A 14,537-nucleotide genomic window follows, 5' to 3' on the forward strand; every position below is an offset into this window, starting at 1 on the left:
TGCTTGGGGGTTAAGTTGGTGATTGTGTGTGTCGTGTCTATTTCAGCTTGGCAATTTCTTCGTCCACCGAAGCGGCCAGAGCGGGGTCGTTGCTCAGGCCCTTGGCGGCCAGAAACGCTTGCTTGGCTTCTTCCTTGGCGCCGGTACGGGCCAAAGTTACGCCGAGGTAAAACTGTCCGTTCACGTTTTTCGGATTGACTTTCACCAAATCCTTGAAACGCTGCACGGCTTTGTCGTACTGGTTGCTTTGCACCGCCAAGATGCCCATGTTGTAGAGGGCTTTCTCGTTGCGCGGGTCGGCTTCCAGCACTTCGCGCAGGAGCGAGATGCCCTGCACGGGGTTTTCGGAGGCCATGTAGGCCATGCCGAGGTTGGTTTTGGCGTCGAGGTTGCCGGGCTGCTCCTTTAGTACCTTGGCGTACAGCTCCCGGGCTTTGCCACCGAGCAGTTTCACCCGCTCGTCAGATGCCGCAAAGCTAAACGCCTGGAAATAGGCATCGGCCGCCTGCTGCCAGTTGGCCGCCGAAGGCTTGGCCAGGGCCACTTGCTCCAGGTAGTAACCGGCGCTGTCGAAACGCTCCACGCCGTTGTAGCGGCGGGCCAGGGTGGTAGCCACCGCCGCCTTGGTAGCGGGCGTGGCGGCCTGGTATTCCTTCAGCAAACGGCTGATTTCCTGCCGCTGGGCAGCGGTGGCCGTGGTATGCGGCGCTGCGGCGTCGGCCGAAGCGCTGTGGTTGTGGCCGTCATCGTCGGAATGGGCACCGCCGTTGTCTGTCGCCGTGGCCGGCACCGGCCCCGAGGAAGCTTCGGTTTTGGAGCCGTTGGTGTTGGGCCCGCCGCCGTCTCGGTTGGCCGTGGCGGCGGCATCCTTGCTCAGCTCCGAACGGCTTTCCTTGGGCTTCACGATGCCCTTGGGCAACGCAAAAAGCCCTCCCACCAGCACGAGTGCGGCAGCGAGGACGACCAATTGATGGGAAGCTGAACGGGTAGTGGCCATGGGCTGAAAAAAGCCGGCCGCCGGGGCTTTCCCTTGCGGAAAAGACACCGGCGGCGCGGCCGGCAATTCTTCAGTGATTAATGATACATGGCTAAGGATTAATTAACCGCTAACGTCTAATCACCAGATGATTTAGGCTTTGGCCGCGGTGGCTTTTACCTTCTTGCTGTTTTTGATTTTGGCTACGAAAGTCTTCGACGGCTTGAAGCTCGGGATGTAGTGCTCCTCGATGATGAGCGACGTATTTTTCGAGATGTTGCGGGCCACTTTCCGGGCGCGCTTCTTGTTAACGAACGAGCCGAAGCCGCGCACATAGATGTTGTTGCCTTCCGTCATGGAATCTTTCACGACTTTGAAGAAAGCCTCAACAGTCATCAATACATCTGCTTTCTCGATGCCGGTCTTGGTGGAGATTTCGGCGATTACCTCAGCTTTAGTCACGTTGGTATGGTACTTAAGGTGGTTGAAAAAATTACGTTTTTAGGCAAGAAAATCCCGAATTCCAGCGTAAGCCTTTGCCTGGTAGGCGGTTCGCCCTTGAATTGGGGCCACAAAGGTAACCCCATTTTTTTGTTTTACCAATCTACCCTCCGAAACAAAGGCTGGGTCCAATTTATTCTCTTTCAAAATTTTGACGAATCTTCCCTCGCGCCCATCCTTCCTCGCTTCTGCCCTGTTGGCCTGGTATCCGCGGCACCACCGCGACCTGCCCTGGCGCCACACACGCGACCCCTACGCTATATGGCTATCTGAGGTAATTCTGCAGCAAACCCGTGTGGCTCAGGGCCTCCCTTATTACCAAACGTTTCTGGCAGCCTACCCCACCGTGCAGGACATAGCCGCTGCGCCCGAGGCCGAGGTGCTGCGCTACTGGCAGGGCCTGGGCTACTATTCCCGGGCCCGCAACATGCACCGCACGGCTCAGCAAGTAGTGGCCGAGCACGGCGGCAAGTTTCCAGATTCCTACGCCGAGCTGCTGAAGCTGCGCGGCGTGGGGCCCTATACCGCAGCCGCCATTGCCTCCTTTGCGTTTGACGAGGCCGTGGCCGTGCTCGACGGCAACGTGTACCGGGTGCTGGCCCGCATTTTCGGGCTGCACTCCGACATCGCGGCGCCCAGCTCGCGCAAGGAGTTTCAGGCCGTGGCCGACCAGCACATTCCGCCCACGGCACCGGCCGACTTCAACCAAGCCATCATGGAGTTTGGGGCCCTGCAATGCACGCCGGCCAAGCCCGACTGCTTGTTTTGCCCCCTGCAAAGCCAGTGCTGGGCGTTCAACCATGGCCAGGTGGCGTTGCTGCCCGTAAAGAGCAAGGCCAAGGCTTCGCGCACGCGCTACTTCCATTACTTCGTGCTGCGCCACGGCGACCTGACCTACCTGCGGGAGCGCCGCGAGAAAGACATCTGGCAGGGCCTCTACGACTTTGCCATGGCTGAGACGGTGGAGCCCAACTTGCCGGCTAAGGAGTTGGTGCGCCACCTCGACGCGCTCGGGGCCAACCTCGACACCAGCCAAGCCGCCGAGCCCACGGCAGCTTACCGCCACGTGCTGAGCCACCAGAAACTGGAGGCACGCTTCCACCCCATGGCGCTGACCCGTCCGCTGCCCGAGGCCACGCTGCGCGATTTGGGCCTGCGGGCTTATTCTGCCGCCGAAATTGAGGCATTGCCAAAACCCAAACTCATTGCCAACTATTGCAGCCAGAACTTGTAGCAGCAGTATTTCCCCTGCTCTTACCTCCCAATTAAATTAGCCTTACGGGCAAAATATTTTAGCAAAATATTAGCGGGGGCCGATTTAATTCCTTATCTTTAAGGCAAGAAACGGCCGGGTGGCCTTTTCGATTCTGTATTTCCTAACGTGCATTAATATGGCCGGAGTGAACAAAGTGATTTTGGTAGGCAACCTGGGCAAAGACCCCGAGGTGCGTCATTTGGAAGGCGGCGTGAGCGTGGCTCACTTCACCCTCGCTACCAACGAGTATTACAAGGACAAGCAAGGCAACCGCGTGGAGCGCACCGAGTGGCATAACATCTCGGCCTGGCGCGGCTTGGCCGACATGGCTGATAAATTCCTAAAGAAGGGCCAGCAAGTGTACATCGAAGGCAAGCTTCGCACCCGCCAATACCAGGACAAGGACCAGCAAACGCGCTACATCACCGAAATCATCGCCGACGAGATTTCGATGCTGGGCGGCCGGCCCCAGGGCGGCAACGGCCCAGCCAGTGAAGCCAACGGCTCGGCCGAGGTTCAGCAAACCTTCCGGCAGGAGCCGGAGCTGGACCAACTGCCCTTTTAGTCAGTAGCGTTGTGATTTTGAGAAAAGCCCCGGCACTAGCTCGGGGCTTTTTTCGTTGCCTTCGGCACAAGCCACCGGTTACCTTTGAAGCTTGAGGCGCGCACGGGGTCGGGCGCAGCCGTTTATCAACCTACTCTACGTGGTGTCGAACCTGAAAAAACTTCCGGGCCTGCTGGCGCTGGCGCTGCTGGTGGCCTGTTCGTCGGCGCCGGACTTTACGCCCAAGCCCAAGGGCTACAACCGCATTGACCTGCCGCCGCACCGCTACCAGGAGCTGCCGGGCGGCCACCCCTACTCCTTTGAGTACTCAAAAGAGGCTGTGATTAAGCGCGATTCCTCGTACATGGCCCAACCGCACTGGCTGAATGTGTACTACCCCAAGCTGCACGCCAACGTGCAGATTACCTACATGGACGTGCAGCGTGACCGGCGCCTCTATAATAAGATGATGGAGGACGCGCGTAAGCTCACAGGCAAGCACGAAATCAAGGCCACGGCCATCGACGAGCGGATTTTGAAGACGCCCAGTGGCATGCGCGCTTCGGTGTTTGAGTTGCAGGGCGAGGTACCTAGCCAGTTCCAGTTTTATACAACCGACAGCACGCACCACTTCCTGCGCGGCGCCCTGTATTTCAAAACAGCGACAGCGAATGACTCATTGGCCCCGGTGATTGAGTACGTGAAGACGGACATGATACGCATGCTTAACACGCTGAAGTATAAGTAGATGAGCGAAGAATGAGTAATTTCTTCAACACCCGGCTGGAGTTTTTGCGCTCGGTGGGCAGCACCCAACGGGCGCAGCTGCTGGGCAAAGAGTTGGGCCTGTTTACCTACGGCGACCTGATTCAGCGATACCCGTTCCGGTACCTGGACCGCACGCAGGTGTACAACATTGCTGATTTGCACGACGACCTGCCTCACGTGCAGGTGAAGGGCATGCTGCGCGGCAAGGAGCTGATTGGCGAAGGCCCCAAGCAGCGGCTGGTGGCCAAGGTGGGCGACGGCACCGGCGAGCTGGAAGTGGTGTGGTTCAAGGGGGTGAAGTGGGTGCAGCAGGTTGCCAAAAACAATCAGGAATACATCGTTTTCGGCAAGCCGACGATGTTCAACGGCCGCCCGCAAATGGCGCACCCGGAACTGGAGGAAGTGAGCGAGAACAAGCCGGGCCAAAGCTTTCTGCAGCCGGTGTACAACACATCGGAGAAGCTCAAGAACTACCACCGTGTCGACAGCAAGGCCATCATGCGCATGGTAGCCGAGCTGCTGAAGCTGGCCCAGTCGCACATCACGGAGTCATTGTCGCCGGCGCTGGTGCAGCACTATGGGCTAATGCCCAAGGCCCAGGCGCTGCAGCAAATTCACTTTCCGCAGAGTCCGGAATTACTGGCCGCGGCTAAGTTCCGGCTGAAGTTTGAAGAGCTGTTTTACGTGCAGCTGAAGCTGCTGCGGCAGCGCGACCAACGCAAGGTGACGCTGGCCGGGCAGATTTTTAACCAAGTACCGACGCTGGTGGATTTTTACAAAAACCACCTCACCTTTGACCTGACTGGCGCCCAAAAACGCGTCATTCACGACATCTACAAGGATTTCTGTGCCGGGCAGCAGATGAATCGGCTGCTACAGGGCGACGTGGGCTCGGGCAAAACCATTGTGGCCTTCATCGCCATGCTGATGGCGGCCGACAACGGCGCTCAAAGCTGCATGATGGCCCCCACCGAAATTCTGGCCGACCAGCATTACGTGGGCCTGAAAGTGTACGCCGACGCGCTGGGCATCAAGATTGGCAAGCTGACGGGCAGCACGCCCACCCGCGAGCGCCGCGTGCTGCACGAGGAGCTGCGCAACGGCACCATGCACATGCTGGTGGGCACCCACGCCCTGCTCGAAGACGTGGTGCAGTTCAAGAACCTGGGCCTGACAATCATGGACGAGCAGCACCGCTTTGGCGTGGCGCAGCGCTCCAAGCTGTGGCAGAAAAACCCGCACGTCATCCCGCACGTGCTGGTGATGACGGCCACGCCCATCCCGCGCACGCTGGCCATGACGCTGTACGGCGACCTCGACGTGAGCGTGATTGACGAGTTGCCGGCTGGCCGCAAACCCATCGTGACGGTGCACCGCTACGATGCCAACCGATTGAAGGTGTTTGAGTTCATTCGTGACCAGGTGAAGATTGGGCGGCAGGTGTACATCGTTTATCCGCTGATTGAGGAGTCGGAAACGATGGACTACAAGGACCTGACCGACGGCTACGAAAGCGTGGCGCGGGCCTTTCCGGAGTTTCAAATCAGCATCGTGCACGGGCGCATGAAGGCCGAGGAAAAAGACTACGAGATGCAGCGCTTCATCAAGCGCGAAACCCAGATTATGGTGGCCACCACCGTGATTGAGGTGGGCGTGAACGTGCCCAATGCCTCGGTGATGGTGATTGAAAGCGCCGAGCGGTTCGGCCTTTCGCAGCTGCACCAGTTGCGGGGCCGCGTGGGCCGCGGCGCCGACCAGAGCTACTGCATCCTGATGACGGGCTTCAAGCTGAGCAAGGACGCCCGCACCCGCCTCGAAACGATGGTGCGCACCAACAACGGCTTCGAAATAGCCGACATTGACCTCAAGCTGCGCGGCCCGGGCGACCTGATGGGCACCCAGCAAAGCGGCGTGCTCGACCTGCTCATTGCCGACCTTTCCAAGGACGGCCGCATTCTGAGCGAAAGCCGGGCCGCTGCGCAAGCCCTGCTGGCCGAAGACCCCAACTTGGTGCAGCCGGAAAACCTCAACATCCGCCGCCACATTGAGAGCTTGCCCGCTACGGCCGTGAATTGGAGCCGCATCAGTTAAACTACGGTGGCGCTTGGCCAGTGGGCAAAAAAAAACGACTTCTGAAAAGTCGTTTAGAGCATCTGGCTAGAACATTTCGGTAATAAAACCGCTGCCGCTTTGCTGCGGTTGCTGCTCTCGCGTGGGCTTCACGGGCTCGGAAGTGAGCACCTGGTGCACCAATACCACCGAAGAAGTATCGGGACGTGTTTGAGCGGTAACGGGTTGGGCAGCGGTAACGGGAGTAGTGGTTTTGGCAAACTTGCCCCCCACAATGAGGGCTAATAAGAGGGAAAGCTTAAGCAGAGATTTCATAATAACTATATATAACAGCGGGGTCAAAAGTACGACGCAACTTGGATTCAGTCAAGTACTTCGTCGGCAGGTCTTATTGAGCAGGGCTGAGAAGTTGGCGTGAAAAGTGGGCAGACAAATCCGTGAGGCAGTGGGTTTCTGAGGAAAAAGCACTTACACAAAGGAAACGGGTTCCCAATACGGAGGCGTTGCGAACAGGTTATGGTTGAGAGAAGATTTTTTTTCGAGGGGGTCGAGTTTGCGGCCTCAGCCGATAAAAACCTGGCCGCAAGCGCCAAAATGGCTACTTTTGGCAGCCCTGATGGGCCATATTTCATTTCTTATGACGCAATCGCACTTCAAATATATTCTGCGCCGGGCCTGGCTGCTGGGCGCGCTGGGCTGGGGCCTCACCAACAATGATGCCGCAGCGCAAAAGGTAAAATCGGCACCGTTTAGCTATCTGCCCGAGCAGGGCTCTGACCGCTACGACATGCGCGTGCCCACCAAAACCCTGCCGCTGGCCGACGGCTCCGGCTTCGTCATTCTGGCTCACCAAAGCGCCGGCGGCTACTCCGTGGAACGCTACGACGCCGACCTTAAAAAGCAGTGGAGCACCACCATCCCCATTACGCCCGGCGAAACCCTCGAAGCCTTCGGTCGCGGCTCGAAGCAGGCGCTGGTAGTGCTGCACCACAAAGACGACGCCGGCCAGAACCTGGCCGTGGTAGCTGTGAACCTGCAAAACGGCCAACGCAGCCCCGCCAAAGTGGTGATGAGTGTGTCGCCCCGCGACCGGCGGCCCGGCGTATCCATCTCGCCCAACGGCAGCCGGCTGCTGGCCTTCCGCTACCTCACCTATGGCCAGCAGGTGAAGAGCATCGCGGCCACGCTCTTCGACCAAGACCTACTGAAGCTGGAAGACAAAACCTACGATTTCCGCGACTTGGGCGACTTCTTCTCCCCCGCCGTGCACGTGGCCAACGATGGCACCCAGTACGTGACGCTGGTGAGCGACGGCATGAAGAAGCTGACCGTGCGCCGCTACCTGGCCGGCCCGGCCTCGGAGGTGAAGGTGCTGGGCGTGCCCGTGGGCGGCGTGTTTGGCGGGCGCACCGTAACCGTGCGCGATACCAAATTCACGGTGCTCGGCGATGGCAGCCTCTACGCCGCCGCCTTGTGCGCCGACTACGCTACCGGCGAATACTACAGCCTGAAAGTGGTGAAATACGACTTTAGCGGCAGCGGCGACATGAAATTCTCGCCCGAATTCCGCTTCACGCCCGCTTACCTGGCCGAGGTCAGCAAAGCCAGTGGCCTCGACGTGAAGCGCCTCGACGACGTTTACCTGGCCGACCTGCTGCTGAGCGCCGACAAGCAACTGGTAGTCATTGCTGAAAAGCATTTTGAGGAAGGCGGCAGCGAAGCGCCGGTGCACGCCCGCGAGCTGCACATGTTCGGCTACAACGAGTTTGGCGCGCCCGCCTGGCACAGCATCGTGGCCAAAGACCAAGTGGCCCCCGCCGTGGATGCCTACACGGGCATCGGCTTCCGGGCAGCCATCTTCGGCAACACTCTGCAGCTGCTGACCCTGGAAAACCTGAACAAGAAATCGGACCTTTACCTACGCCGCGTAAACACCCAAACCGGCGTAGTAGGAGCCCCCGAACGCCTCAAGCTGAACGTGGCTGACGACCAGCAGCTGGCCTATGTGAAGGATTTCACCGCATGGCTGGGCGAGAAAACCATCATCGGCGTGAGCCGGCCGAGCAAGAAATCGGCGGCGCTTCAGCTGGAGAAAATAGTGGTGAAATAGCTCTCTGCCAACCATAAAAAAAGGCCGCTCCTGATTCAGGAGTGGCCTTTTTTATTCACTGTGTTCGTGGCTTAGAACACGTACTCGTTGGCTTCGATGAGCTTAGCGGCCACGCGGCGGCGGGCTTCCTTCACGTTCACCAGCTCGGCTTTGGTGAAGCGCTTCAGGCCCATAAGCAGCAGGCGCTGCTCGTCGCCCTCGGCCATGCTGCCGATGGCGTCTTTGCCGGCTTTCTCTACCAAATCCACGGCGTCGGCCAGGTACACGCGGGCCATGTCGGCCTGGGCGGCCACGGCCTCCTCACCTTTCAGCGAAGCTTCCTTCTCCACGCGCAGCAGGGTGCTCTCGGCGATGTAGGTTTTGATGGCCATGTCGGCGATGTTCATCAGCAGCTCCTGCTCTTTGGCCAGGGTGGCGGTGAACTTCTGCACGGCCGAGCCGGCCACCATCAGAATGGCTTTCTTCAGGTTGGCGATGGTTTTCATCTCCTTGCTGAATAGACCGGTTTCCTCGTCTTGGCTCATGCTCGGGATGCTCATCAGCTCCTGCTGCACGGCCTGGGCGGGACCCATCAGGTCGATTTCGCCTTTCAGGCCCTTCTTCAAAATCATGTCAACGGCCAGCAGGCGGTTGATTTCGTTGGTGCCCTCGAAAATGCGGTTGATGCGCGAGTCCCGGTAAGCGCGGTCCATCGGGTAGTCGGCCGAGAAGCCGTAGCCGCCGTAAATCTGCACGCCTTCGTCCACCACGTAGTCGAGCACTTCCGAGCCTTCCACTTTCAGAATGGCGCACTCCACGGCAAACTCGCGGGCGGCACCCAGCAGGGCCTCGTTGGCCCCTTTGCCCTCGGCCATGAGCTTCTGCTCCATGCGGTAGATGTCGTCACCGGCACGATAGATGGCCGATTCAACGGCGTACATGCGGATGGCCTGTTGCGCCAGCTTGAATCGGATGGCGCCAAACTTGCTGATGGGCAGTTTGAACTGCACCCGCTCGTTGGCGTATTTGATGCTCTGGTTAGCCGCGCCTTTGGCACCGCCCAGGCAGGCCGCCGCCAACTTGATGCGACCAATGTTCAGCACGTTGAAGGCGATGAGGTGGCCTTTGCCAATCTCGCCCAGGATGTTCTCCTTCGGCACCAGCGCGTCGGACAGGAACACCTGACGGGTCGACGAGCCTTTGATGCCCATTTTGTGCTCCTCGTTGCCGAGGCTCAGGCCGGGCGTGTTTTTCTCCACGATGAAGCCCGTGAACTGCTCGCCGTCAATCTTGGCAAACACGATGAACACGTCGGCAAAGCCGGCGTTGGTAATCCACATTTTCTGGCCGTTCAGCACGTAGTGCGTGCCTTCGGCGTTCAACACGGCTTTGGTTTTGGCGCCCAGGGCGTCGGAACCGGAGCCGGGCTCGGTGAGGCAGTAGGCGCCCATCAGCTCGCCGCTGGTGAGGCCGGGTAGGTACTTAGCCTTCTGCTCGTCGGTGCCGAAGTACAGAATGGGCAGCATGGCAATGCCCGTATGGGCCGCAAAGGCTACCGGAAACGAGTGGCCGCCGCCCACACCCTCCGTCACGCGCAGGGCCGTGGGGAAGTCCATGTCGAGCCCGCCGTATTGCTCAGGAATGCTCACGCCGAACAGACCCAGCTGACCGGCTTTTTCCATCAGACCGCGCATCAGGCCCTCCTCGTGATTGTCGAGGCGGTCAAGCAGGGGCTGCACTTCCGTTTGCACGAAGTCCAGACAGGTCTGGTACATCATGTTCTGCTCTTCCGTAAAGTCAGCCGGCGTGAAGACGCTCTGCGCATCGGTCGGCTTGATGATGAACTCGCCGCCTTTCAGGCTGGCATTCTGCGTTACTTCCATGACGGTTGGGGTGGGGATGAGAAGGTAAAAGTGTTCGGCACGCCTACTATTTAAAGAAACAACGAAGCGGCCGGATTAGTGTTGCAAGATAAGAAAAAATGTTAGGCACGCCTACTACTTTGTTAAAAGAAAACCCCAACTGAGCGGGGTTTTCTTTCAACAAAGAGGCTACTTCAGCAACTCGTAGATACCAGCCACGCCCTGGCCGCCGCCCACGCAGGCCGTGACCATGCCGTACTTCTTGCCACGCGCACGCAGCTCGTCGAAAAGCTGGATGCTGAGTTTGGCGCCGGAGCAGCCCAGCGGGTGGCCCAGGGCAATGGCGCCGCCGTTCACGTTCAGCTTCTCAGGGTCGATGCCCAGCTCGCGCACCACGGCGATGGACTGCGAGGCGAAGGCTTCGTTCAACTCAATCAGGTCGATGTCGTCGAGCTTAAGGCCGGCTTGTTTGAGGACTTTTGGCACAGCCTTGATGGGGCCCATGCCCATAATGCGCGGGTCGACGCCTTCGGAGGCGTAGTTCACCATGCGGGCCACGGGCTCCAGGTTCAGCTCCTTCACCATGCGCTCCGACATCACGAGCACGAAGGCCGCGCCGTCGGAGGTTTGGGAAGAGTTGCCGGCGGTCACGGTGCCGTTGGCGGCGAACACGGGGCGCAGCCGGGCGAGGGCTTCCACCGAGGTATCGGCGCGGGGGCCTTCGTCGGTGTCCACCACGTAAGAGCGGTTTTTCTTCTTGCCGGTGGCCGGGTCGAGGTAGGTTTCCTCTACCGTGATGGGCACAATCTGCTTCTTGAACTTACCGCCTTCGATGGCCTTGATGGCCTTCTGGTGCGAGTTGTAGGAGAATTCGTCCTGGTCCTGGCGGCTGATTTTGTAGTCGTTGGCCACGGCTTCGGCGGTGAGGCCCATGCCCATGTAGTAGTCAGGGTGCTGCATGGCCAGCTTGTAGTTGGGCACGGTTTTCCAGCCCACGGTGGGCACCATGCTCATGCTCTCGGTGCCGCCGGCAATGATGCAGTCGGCCATGCCGGCCGAGATTTTGCCCACGGCCATGGCAATGGTTTCGACGCCGGAGCCGCAGTAGCGGTTCACGATGAGACCGGGCACGTTGATGGGCAGGGCCAGCAGCGAGATGAGACGGCCCATCTGCAGGCCCTGCTCAGCCTCGGGCACGGCGTTGCCGACGATGACGTCGTCGATGCGCGTGGGGTCGAGGGCGGGCACTTCGGCCACGAGGTGTTTGATAACGGCCGCGGCGAGGTCGTCGGGCCGGGTGAAGCGGAAGCCGCCGCGCGGGGCTTTGCCCACGGCCGTGCGGTAGCCGGCTACGATATATGCTTGTTGGGACATGGTGTGTTGATTGTCATCCTGAGCGTAGCGAAGGACCTTATCACGCCTGCACTACTGAGGTTTAAACCGCTAACAAAGGCCGCCGTGATAAGATGCTTCCTTCGTCAGCATGACAAATAATTAGTTTCGGAGTGGCTTGCCCGTCGTAAGAATGCTCTGTATCCGCTCCAGCGTCTTGCGCTCGCCGCACAACGACAGGAAGGCTTCACGCTCCAAATCCAGCAGGTACTGCTCGCTCACTTCGGTGGGCGACGACAGGTCGCCGCCGCACATCACGTAGGCCAGCTTATCAGCAATGAGCTGGTCGTGGGTCGAGATGTAGTTGCCCTGCTGCATGGCATACACGCCGGTTTTGAACATGGCTAGCGCACCCTTGCCGTGTACCTTGATGTTGGTTTTCGGCGTGGGCTGGGTGTAGCCAGCGTCGGCCAAATCCAGCGCGGCGGCTTTGGCGGCGGCGATGATGCGGTTGCTGTTCACCACGATTTCGTCGCCGCGGCGCAGGAAGCCCAGGTCAAAAGCTTCGGCAGCCGAGGTCGAGACTTTAGCCGTGCTGATGGTCATGTAGGTGTTGCGCAGCAGGTTGAATTCGGGCTCGCCCTCTTCGTACTTGGCCGCGGTGCGCAGCGTCATTTCCTTGGTGCCGCCGCCGCCGGGAATCAGGCCCACGCCGAACTCCACGAGGCCGATGTAGGATTCAGCGGCCGCTACCACGCGGTCGCAGTGCAGGTTCAGCTCGCAGCCGCCGCCCAGCGTGAGGCCGTGCGGCGCGCCCACCACCGGGATGCTGCTGTAGCGCATCCGCATCATGGCGTTCTGGAACTGCGAAATCATCAGGTTGAGTTCGTCGAACTCCTGCTCCAGGGCCTGCATGTACACGAGGCCCAGGTTGGCGCCGGCCGAGAAGTTGGGGCCGTCGTTGCCCACTACCAAGCCGCGGTAGCCTTTTTCGGCCATGTCCACGCCGCGCAGCAAGCCTTCGATGACGTCTTGGCCCAGCGAGTTCATCTTAGAGTGGAACTCTACGTTCAGGATGCCATCGCCGAGGTCGATAACTGAGGCGCCGGAGTTTTTCCACAGCACCTTGCCGCTGGCGCGCAGGTTGTCGAGCACGATGAAGTTTTCCACGCCCGGGATGGCCTGGTAGTTCTTCGATTCGATGTCGTAGAACTGGCGCGCGCCGCTGGCATCTACCTTATAGAAGGTCGTGTTGCCGGCGGCCAGCATCTCCTCAATCCACGGCGCCACGGTGCGGCCGGCGGCTTTGGCCAGGTCCACGCCGGCTTGCAGGCCCAGCGCGTCCCAGGTTTCAAACGGGCCCATCTCCCAGCCGAAGCCAGCGCGCAGGGCGTCGTCAATCTTATAGAGCTGGTCGGAGATTTCCGGCACGCGGTTGCTCACGTAGGCAAAGAGGCTGCCGAAGCTCAGGCGGTAAAACTCGCCGGCCTTGTCCATCCCTCCTACCAATACTTTGAAACGGTCGGCCAGCTTGTCGATGCTCTTGGTCATCTCCAGTGTGGCAAACTTCACCTTCTGGCTCGGCTTGTATTCCAACGTGTTCAGGTCCAGCGCGTGAATTTCCGACTTGCCGCCTTCGCCTTTCACTTTCTTGTAGAAGCCCTGGCCGGTTTTGTCGCCCAGCCACTTGCTCTCGCCCATTTTCTTCACAAAGTCGGGCAGCACGAACACGTCTTTGGCTTCGTCGTTCGGCAGGCCCTGGGCCAGGCCGTTGGCCACGTTGATGGTCGTGTCCAGGCCCACCACGTCGGACGTGCGCAACGTGGCCGACTTCGCGTGGCCAATCACCGGGCCGGTCAGCTTGTCGGTTTCTTCCACGGTCAGGCCCAGCTTCTGCATGGTTTGCATGGCGTCGAGCAGGGCAAACACGCCCACGCGGTTGGCAATAAAGCCGGGCGTGTCCTTGGCCAGCACCACCGTCTTGCCGAGGTACAGGTCGCCATAGTGCTGCAGGAAATCGAGCACCTCCGCATCAGTATCCGGCGTCGGAATGATTTCCAGCAGCTTCAGGTAGCGCGGCGGGTTGAAGAAGTGCGTGCCGGCGAAGTGCTTTTTGAAATCGTCGGAGCGGCCCTCGGCCAACAGGTGAATCGGAATGCCCGACGTGTTGCTGGTAATCAGCGTGCCGGGCTTGCGGAACTGCTCCACTCGCTCGTAAAGGCTCTTTTTGATATCGAGGCGCTCCACAACCACCTCAATGGTCCAGTCGCAGCCGGCAATGTCTTTCAGGTTATCGTCGAGGTTGCCAGTTTTGATGCGGCTGGCGTCGGCCTTGCGGTAGAGCGGCGACGGATTGGCCGTGATGGCGGCCTGCAGCGCGGCATTCACAATGCGGTTGCGCACGGCGGGCGCGTCCAGCTTCAGGCCTTTTTTCTCTTCGTCGGGCAGCAGCTCCTTGGGCGCGATGTCCAGCAGCAGCACCTGCACGCCGATGTTGGCGAAGTGGCAGGCAATGCGCGAGCCCATGACGCCGGAACCCAGCACGGCAACTTTCTTGATGGTTCGTTTCATCCTCTAATAGGTGATGAGTGGGAAGTAGGTAAATGACAAAAGCAGGAAGCGGCGCTTCCTTAAGAAGCGGACGTTTCCTGCCGCAATGATTTCAGCACGAAGTCTTCGAAGAGGGTTTTGCCCTCAATCATGCCCGTAATTTGGGCAGCTACTTTGAAAAAGTTATCCAGCTGGCTCTGCGAGATTTTCTCGCGCACTTTCAGATTGAAGTGGCGCACGGTCTGGCGCGACACCTCCTTTTTCTCCAGCCCGAGCGGGGTCAGAAAAATGCGCACCGAGCGTTTGTCCACCGAATCGGCCTGCTTGTAGATGAGGCCTTTTTCTTCCATGCTCCGCAAAATGCGGGTCAGGCTGCGGGTTTCGAGACCGAGCAGCGGGGCAATTTTGGTGGCCGGGGTGCCTTTTTCCTGGTCGATGTTCAGCAGCACGAACCCGATGCTGGTCGTGATGTCGTTCTGCGCCGCCTGGGTATTGTACATCCGCGAAATCGCATGCCAAGCCACTTTTATGTTGTAATCGACGGTTTCTTCGGGTTTCATAAGCAGACGGTAAGTGCGGTAAACTTACGA

General features: G+C 59.5%; 11 protein-coding genes and 1 pseudogene. 5 read left to right on the forward strand and 7 right to left on the reverse strand.

The window, feature by feature from the left end:
• Window positions 1-37: 37 nt before the first annotated feature.
• Window positions 38-997, reverse strand: a complete 960-nt coding sequence (locus tag MUN81_RS20370) for a tetratricopeptide repeat protein (RefSeq protein WP_245113867.1) — start codon at window positions 995-997, stop codon at window positions 38-40.
• Between the two features lie 132 nt (window positions 998-1,129).
• Window positions 1,130-1,459: pseudogene (locus MUN81_RS20375) on the reverse strand (HU family DNA-binding protein); the annotation flags it as partial.
• Between the two features lie 169 nt (window positions 1,460-1,628).
• On the opposite strand from MUN81_RS20375, the gene mutY reads away from it, so the two are divergent.
• From mutY to recG, 4 genes are all read left to right on the forward strand, one after another.
• Window positions 1,629-2,711 (forward strand): A/G-specific adenine glycosylase, encoded by a 1,083-nt coding sequence (gene mutY / locus MUN81_RS20380; RefSeq protein WP_245113868.1) that lies wholly within the window; start codon window positions 1,629-1,631, stop codon window positions 2,709-2,711.
• A gap of 157 nt (window positions 2,712-2,868) precedes the next feature.
• Entirely contained in the window at window positions 2,869-3,297 is a 429-nt protein-coding gene (locus tag MUN81_RS20385; protein WP_245113870.1) for a single-stranded DNA-binding protein, read from the forward strand.
• A gap of 169 nt (window positions 3,298-3,466) precedes the next feature.
• Window positions 3,467-4,024, forward strand: coding sequence for a gliding motility lipoprotein GldD (gene gldD / locus MUN81_RS20390; protein ID WP_245117426.1), 558 nt, complete (start codon window positions 3,467-3,469; stop codon window positions 4,022-4,024).
• Between the two features lie 11 nt (window positions 4,025-4,035).
• The gene (gene recG, locus MUN81_RS20395; protein ID WP_245113872.1) at window positions 4,036-6,135 is read left to right on the forward strand and encodes an ATP-dependent DNA helicase RecG; all 2,100 of its coding nucleotides are present in this window, start codon (window positions 4,036-4,038) and stop codon (window positions 6,133-6,135) included.
• 66 nt (window positions 6,136-6,201) lie between these two features.
• Here recG and MUN81_RS20400 read toward each other — a convergent pair whose 3' ends face one another.
• The gene (locus tag MUN81_RS20400) at window positions 6,202-6,429 is read right to left on the reverse strand and encodes a hypothetical protein (RefSeq protein ID WP_245113873.1); all 228 of its coding nucleotides are present in this window, start codon (window positions 6,427-6,429) and stop codon (window positions 6,202-6,204) included.
• Between the two features lie 322 nt (window positions 6,430-6,751).
• Between MUN81_RS20400 and MUN81_RS20405 the strand changes: the two genes are divergently transcribed.
• A complete protein-coding gene (locus MUN81_RS20405) occupies window positions 6,752-8,224 on the forward strand; it encodes a hypothetical protein (RefSeq protein WP_245113875.1) in 1,473 nt (490 codons plus the stop codon).
• Between the two features lie 71 nt (window positions 8,225-8,295).
• On the opposite strand, the gene MUN81_RS20410 is transcribed toward MUN81_RS20405, so the two are convergent.
• From MUN81_RS20410 to MUN81_RS20425, 4 genes are all read right to left on the reverse strand, one after another.
• Window positions 8,296-10,086 carry an acyl-CoA dehydrogenase family protein gene (locus MUN81_RS20410; protein WP_245113876.1) on the reverse strand — a complete coding sequence of 597 codons (1,791 nt, stop codon included), beginning with the start codon at window positions 10,084-10,086 and terminating at the stop codon, window positions 8,296-8,298.
• Window positions 10,087-10,254: 168 nt separating this feature from the next.
• Window positions 10,255-11,439, reverse strand: coding sequence for an acetyl-CoA C-acyltransferase (locus MUN81_RS20415; RefSeq protein ID WP_245113878.1), 1,185 nt, complete (start codon window positions 11,437-11,439; stop codon window positions 10,255-10,257).
• Between the two features lie 120 nt (window positions 11,440-11,559).
• On the reverse strand, window positions 11,560-13,968 hold the full coding sequence (locus tag MUN81_RS20420; protein ID WP_245113880.1) for a 3-hydroxyacyl-CoA dehydrogenase/enoyl-CoA hydratase family protein: 2,409 nt from the start codon (window positions 13,966-13,968) through the stop codon (window positions 11,560-11,562).
• Between the two features lie 59 nt (window positions 13,969-14,027).
• The gene (locus MUN81_RS20425) at window positions 14,028-14,507 is read right to left on the reverse strand and encodes a MarR family transcriptional regulator (RefSeq protein WP_245113882.1); all 480 of its coding nucleotides are present in this window, start codon (window positions 14,505-14,507) and stop codon (window positions 14,028-14,030) included.
• Between the last annotated feature and the right edge of the window lie 30 nt (window positions 14,508-14,537).

It is taken from the genome of Hymenobacter sp. 5317J-9 (genome assembly GCF_022921075.1).
Lineage (GTDB): Bacteria > Bacteroidota > Bacteroidia > Cytophagales > Hymenobacteraceae > Hymenobacter.

Excerpts from the sequence above, each read along its gene's own strand:
- MUN81_RS20405 (WP_245113875.1), top strand. The coding sequence starts at position 6,752 with ATGACGCAATCGCACTTCAAATATATTCTGCGCCGGGCCTGGCTGCTG.
- MUN81_RS20410 (WP_245113876.1), bottom strand. The coding sequence starts at position 10,086 with ATGGAAGTAACGCAGAATGCCAGCCTGAAAGGCGGCGAGTTCATCATC.
- recG (WP_245113872.1), top strand. The coding sequence starts at position 4,036 with ATGAGTAATTTCTTCAACACCCGGCTGGAGTTTTTGCGCTCGGTGGGC.
- MUN81_RS20385 (WP_245113870.1), top strand. The coding sequence starts at position 2,869 with ATGGCCGGAGTGAACAAAGTGATTTTGGTAGGCAACCTGGGCAAAGAC.
- MUN81_RS20400 (WP_245113873.1), bottom strand. The coding sequence starts at position 6,429 with ATGAAATCTCTGCTTAAGCTTTCCCTCTTATTAGCCCTCATTGTGGGG.
- MUN81_RS20425 (WP_245113882.1), bottom strand. The coding sequence starts at position 14,507 with ATGAAACCCGAAGAAACCGTCGATTACAACATAAAAGTGGCTTGGCAT.
- MUN81_RS20370 (WP_245113867.1), bottom strand. The coding sequence starts at position 997 with ATGGCCACTACCCGTTCAGCTTCCCATCAATTGGTCGTCCTCGCTGCC.
- MUN81_RS20420 (WP_245113880.1), bottom strand. The coding sequence starts at position 13,968 with ATGAAACGAACCATCAAGAAAGTTGCCGTGCTGGGTTCCGGCGTCATG.
- MUN81_RS20415 (WP_245113878.1), bottom strand. The coding sequence starts at position 11,439 with ATGTCCCAACAAGCATATATCGTAGCCGGCTACCGCACGGCCGTGGGC.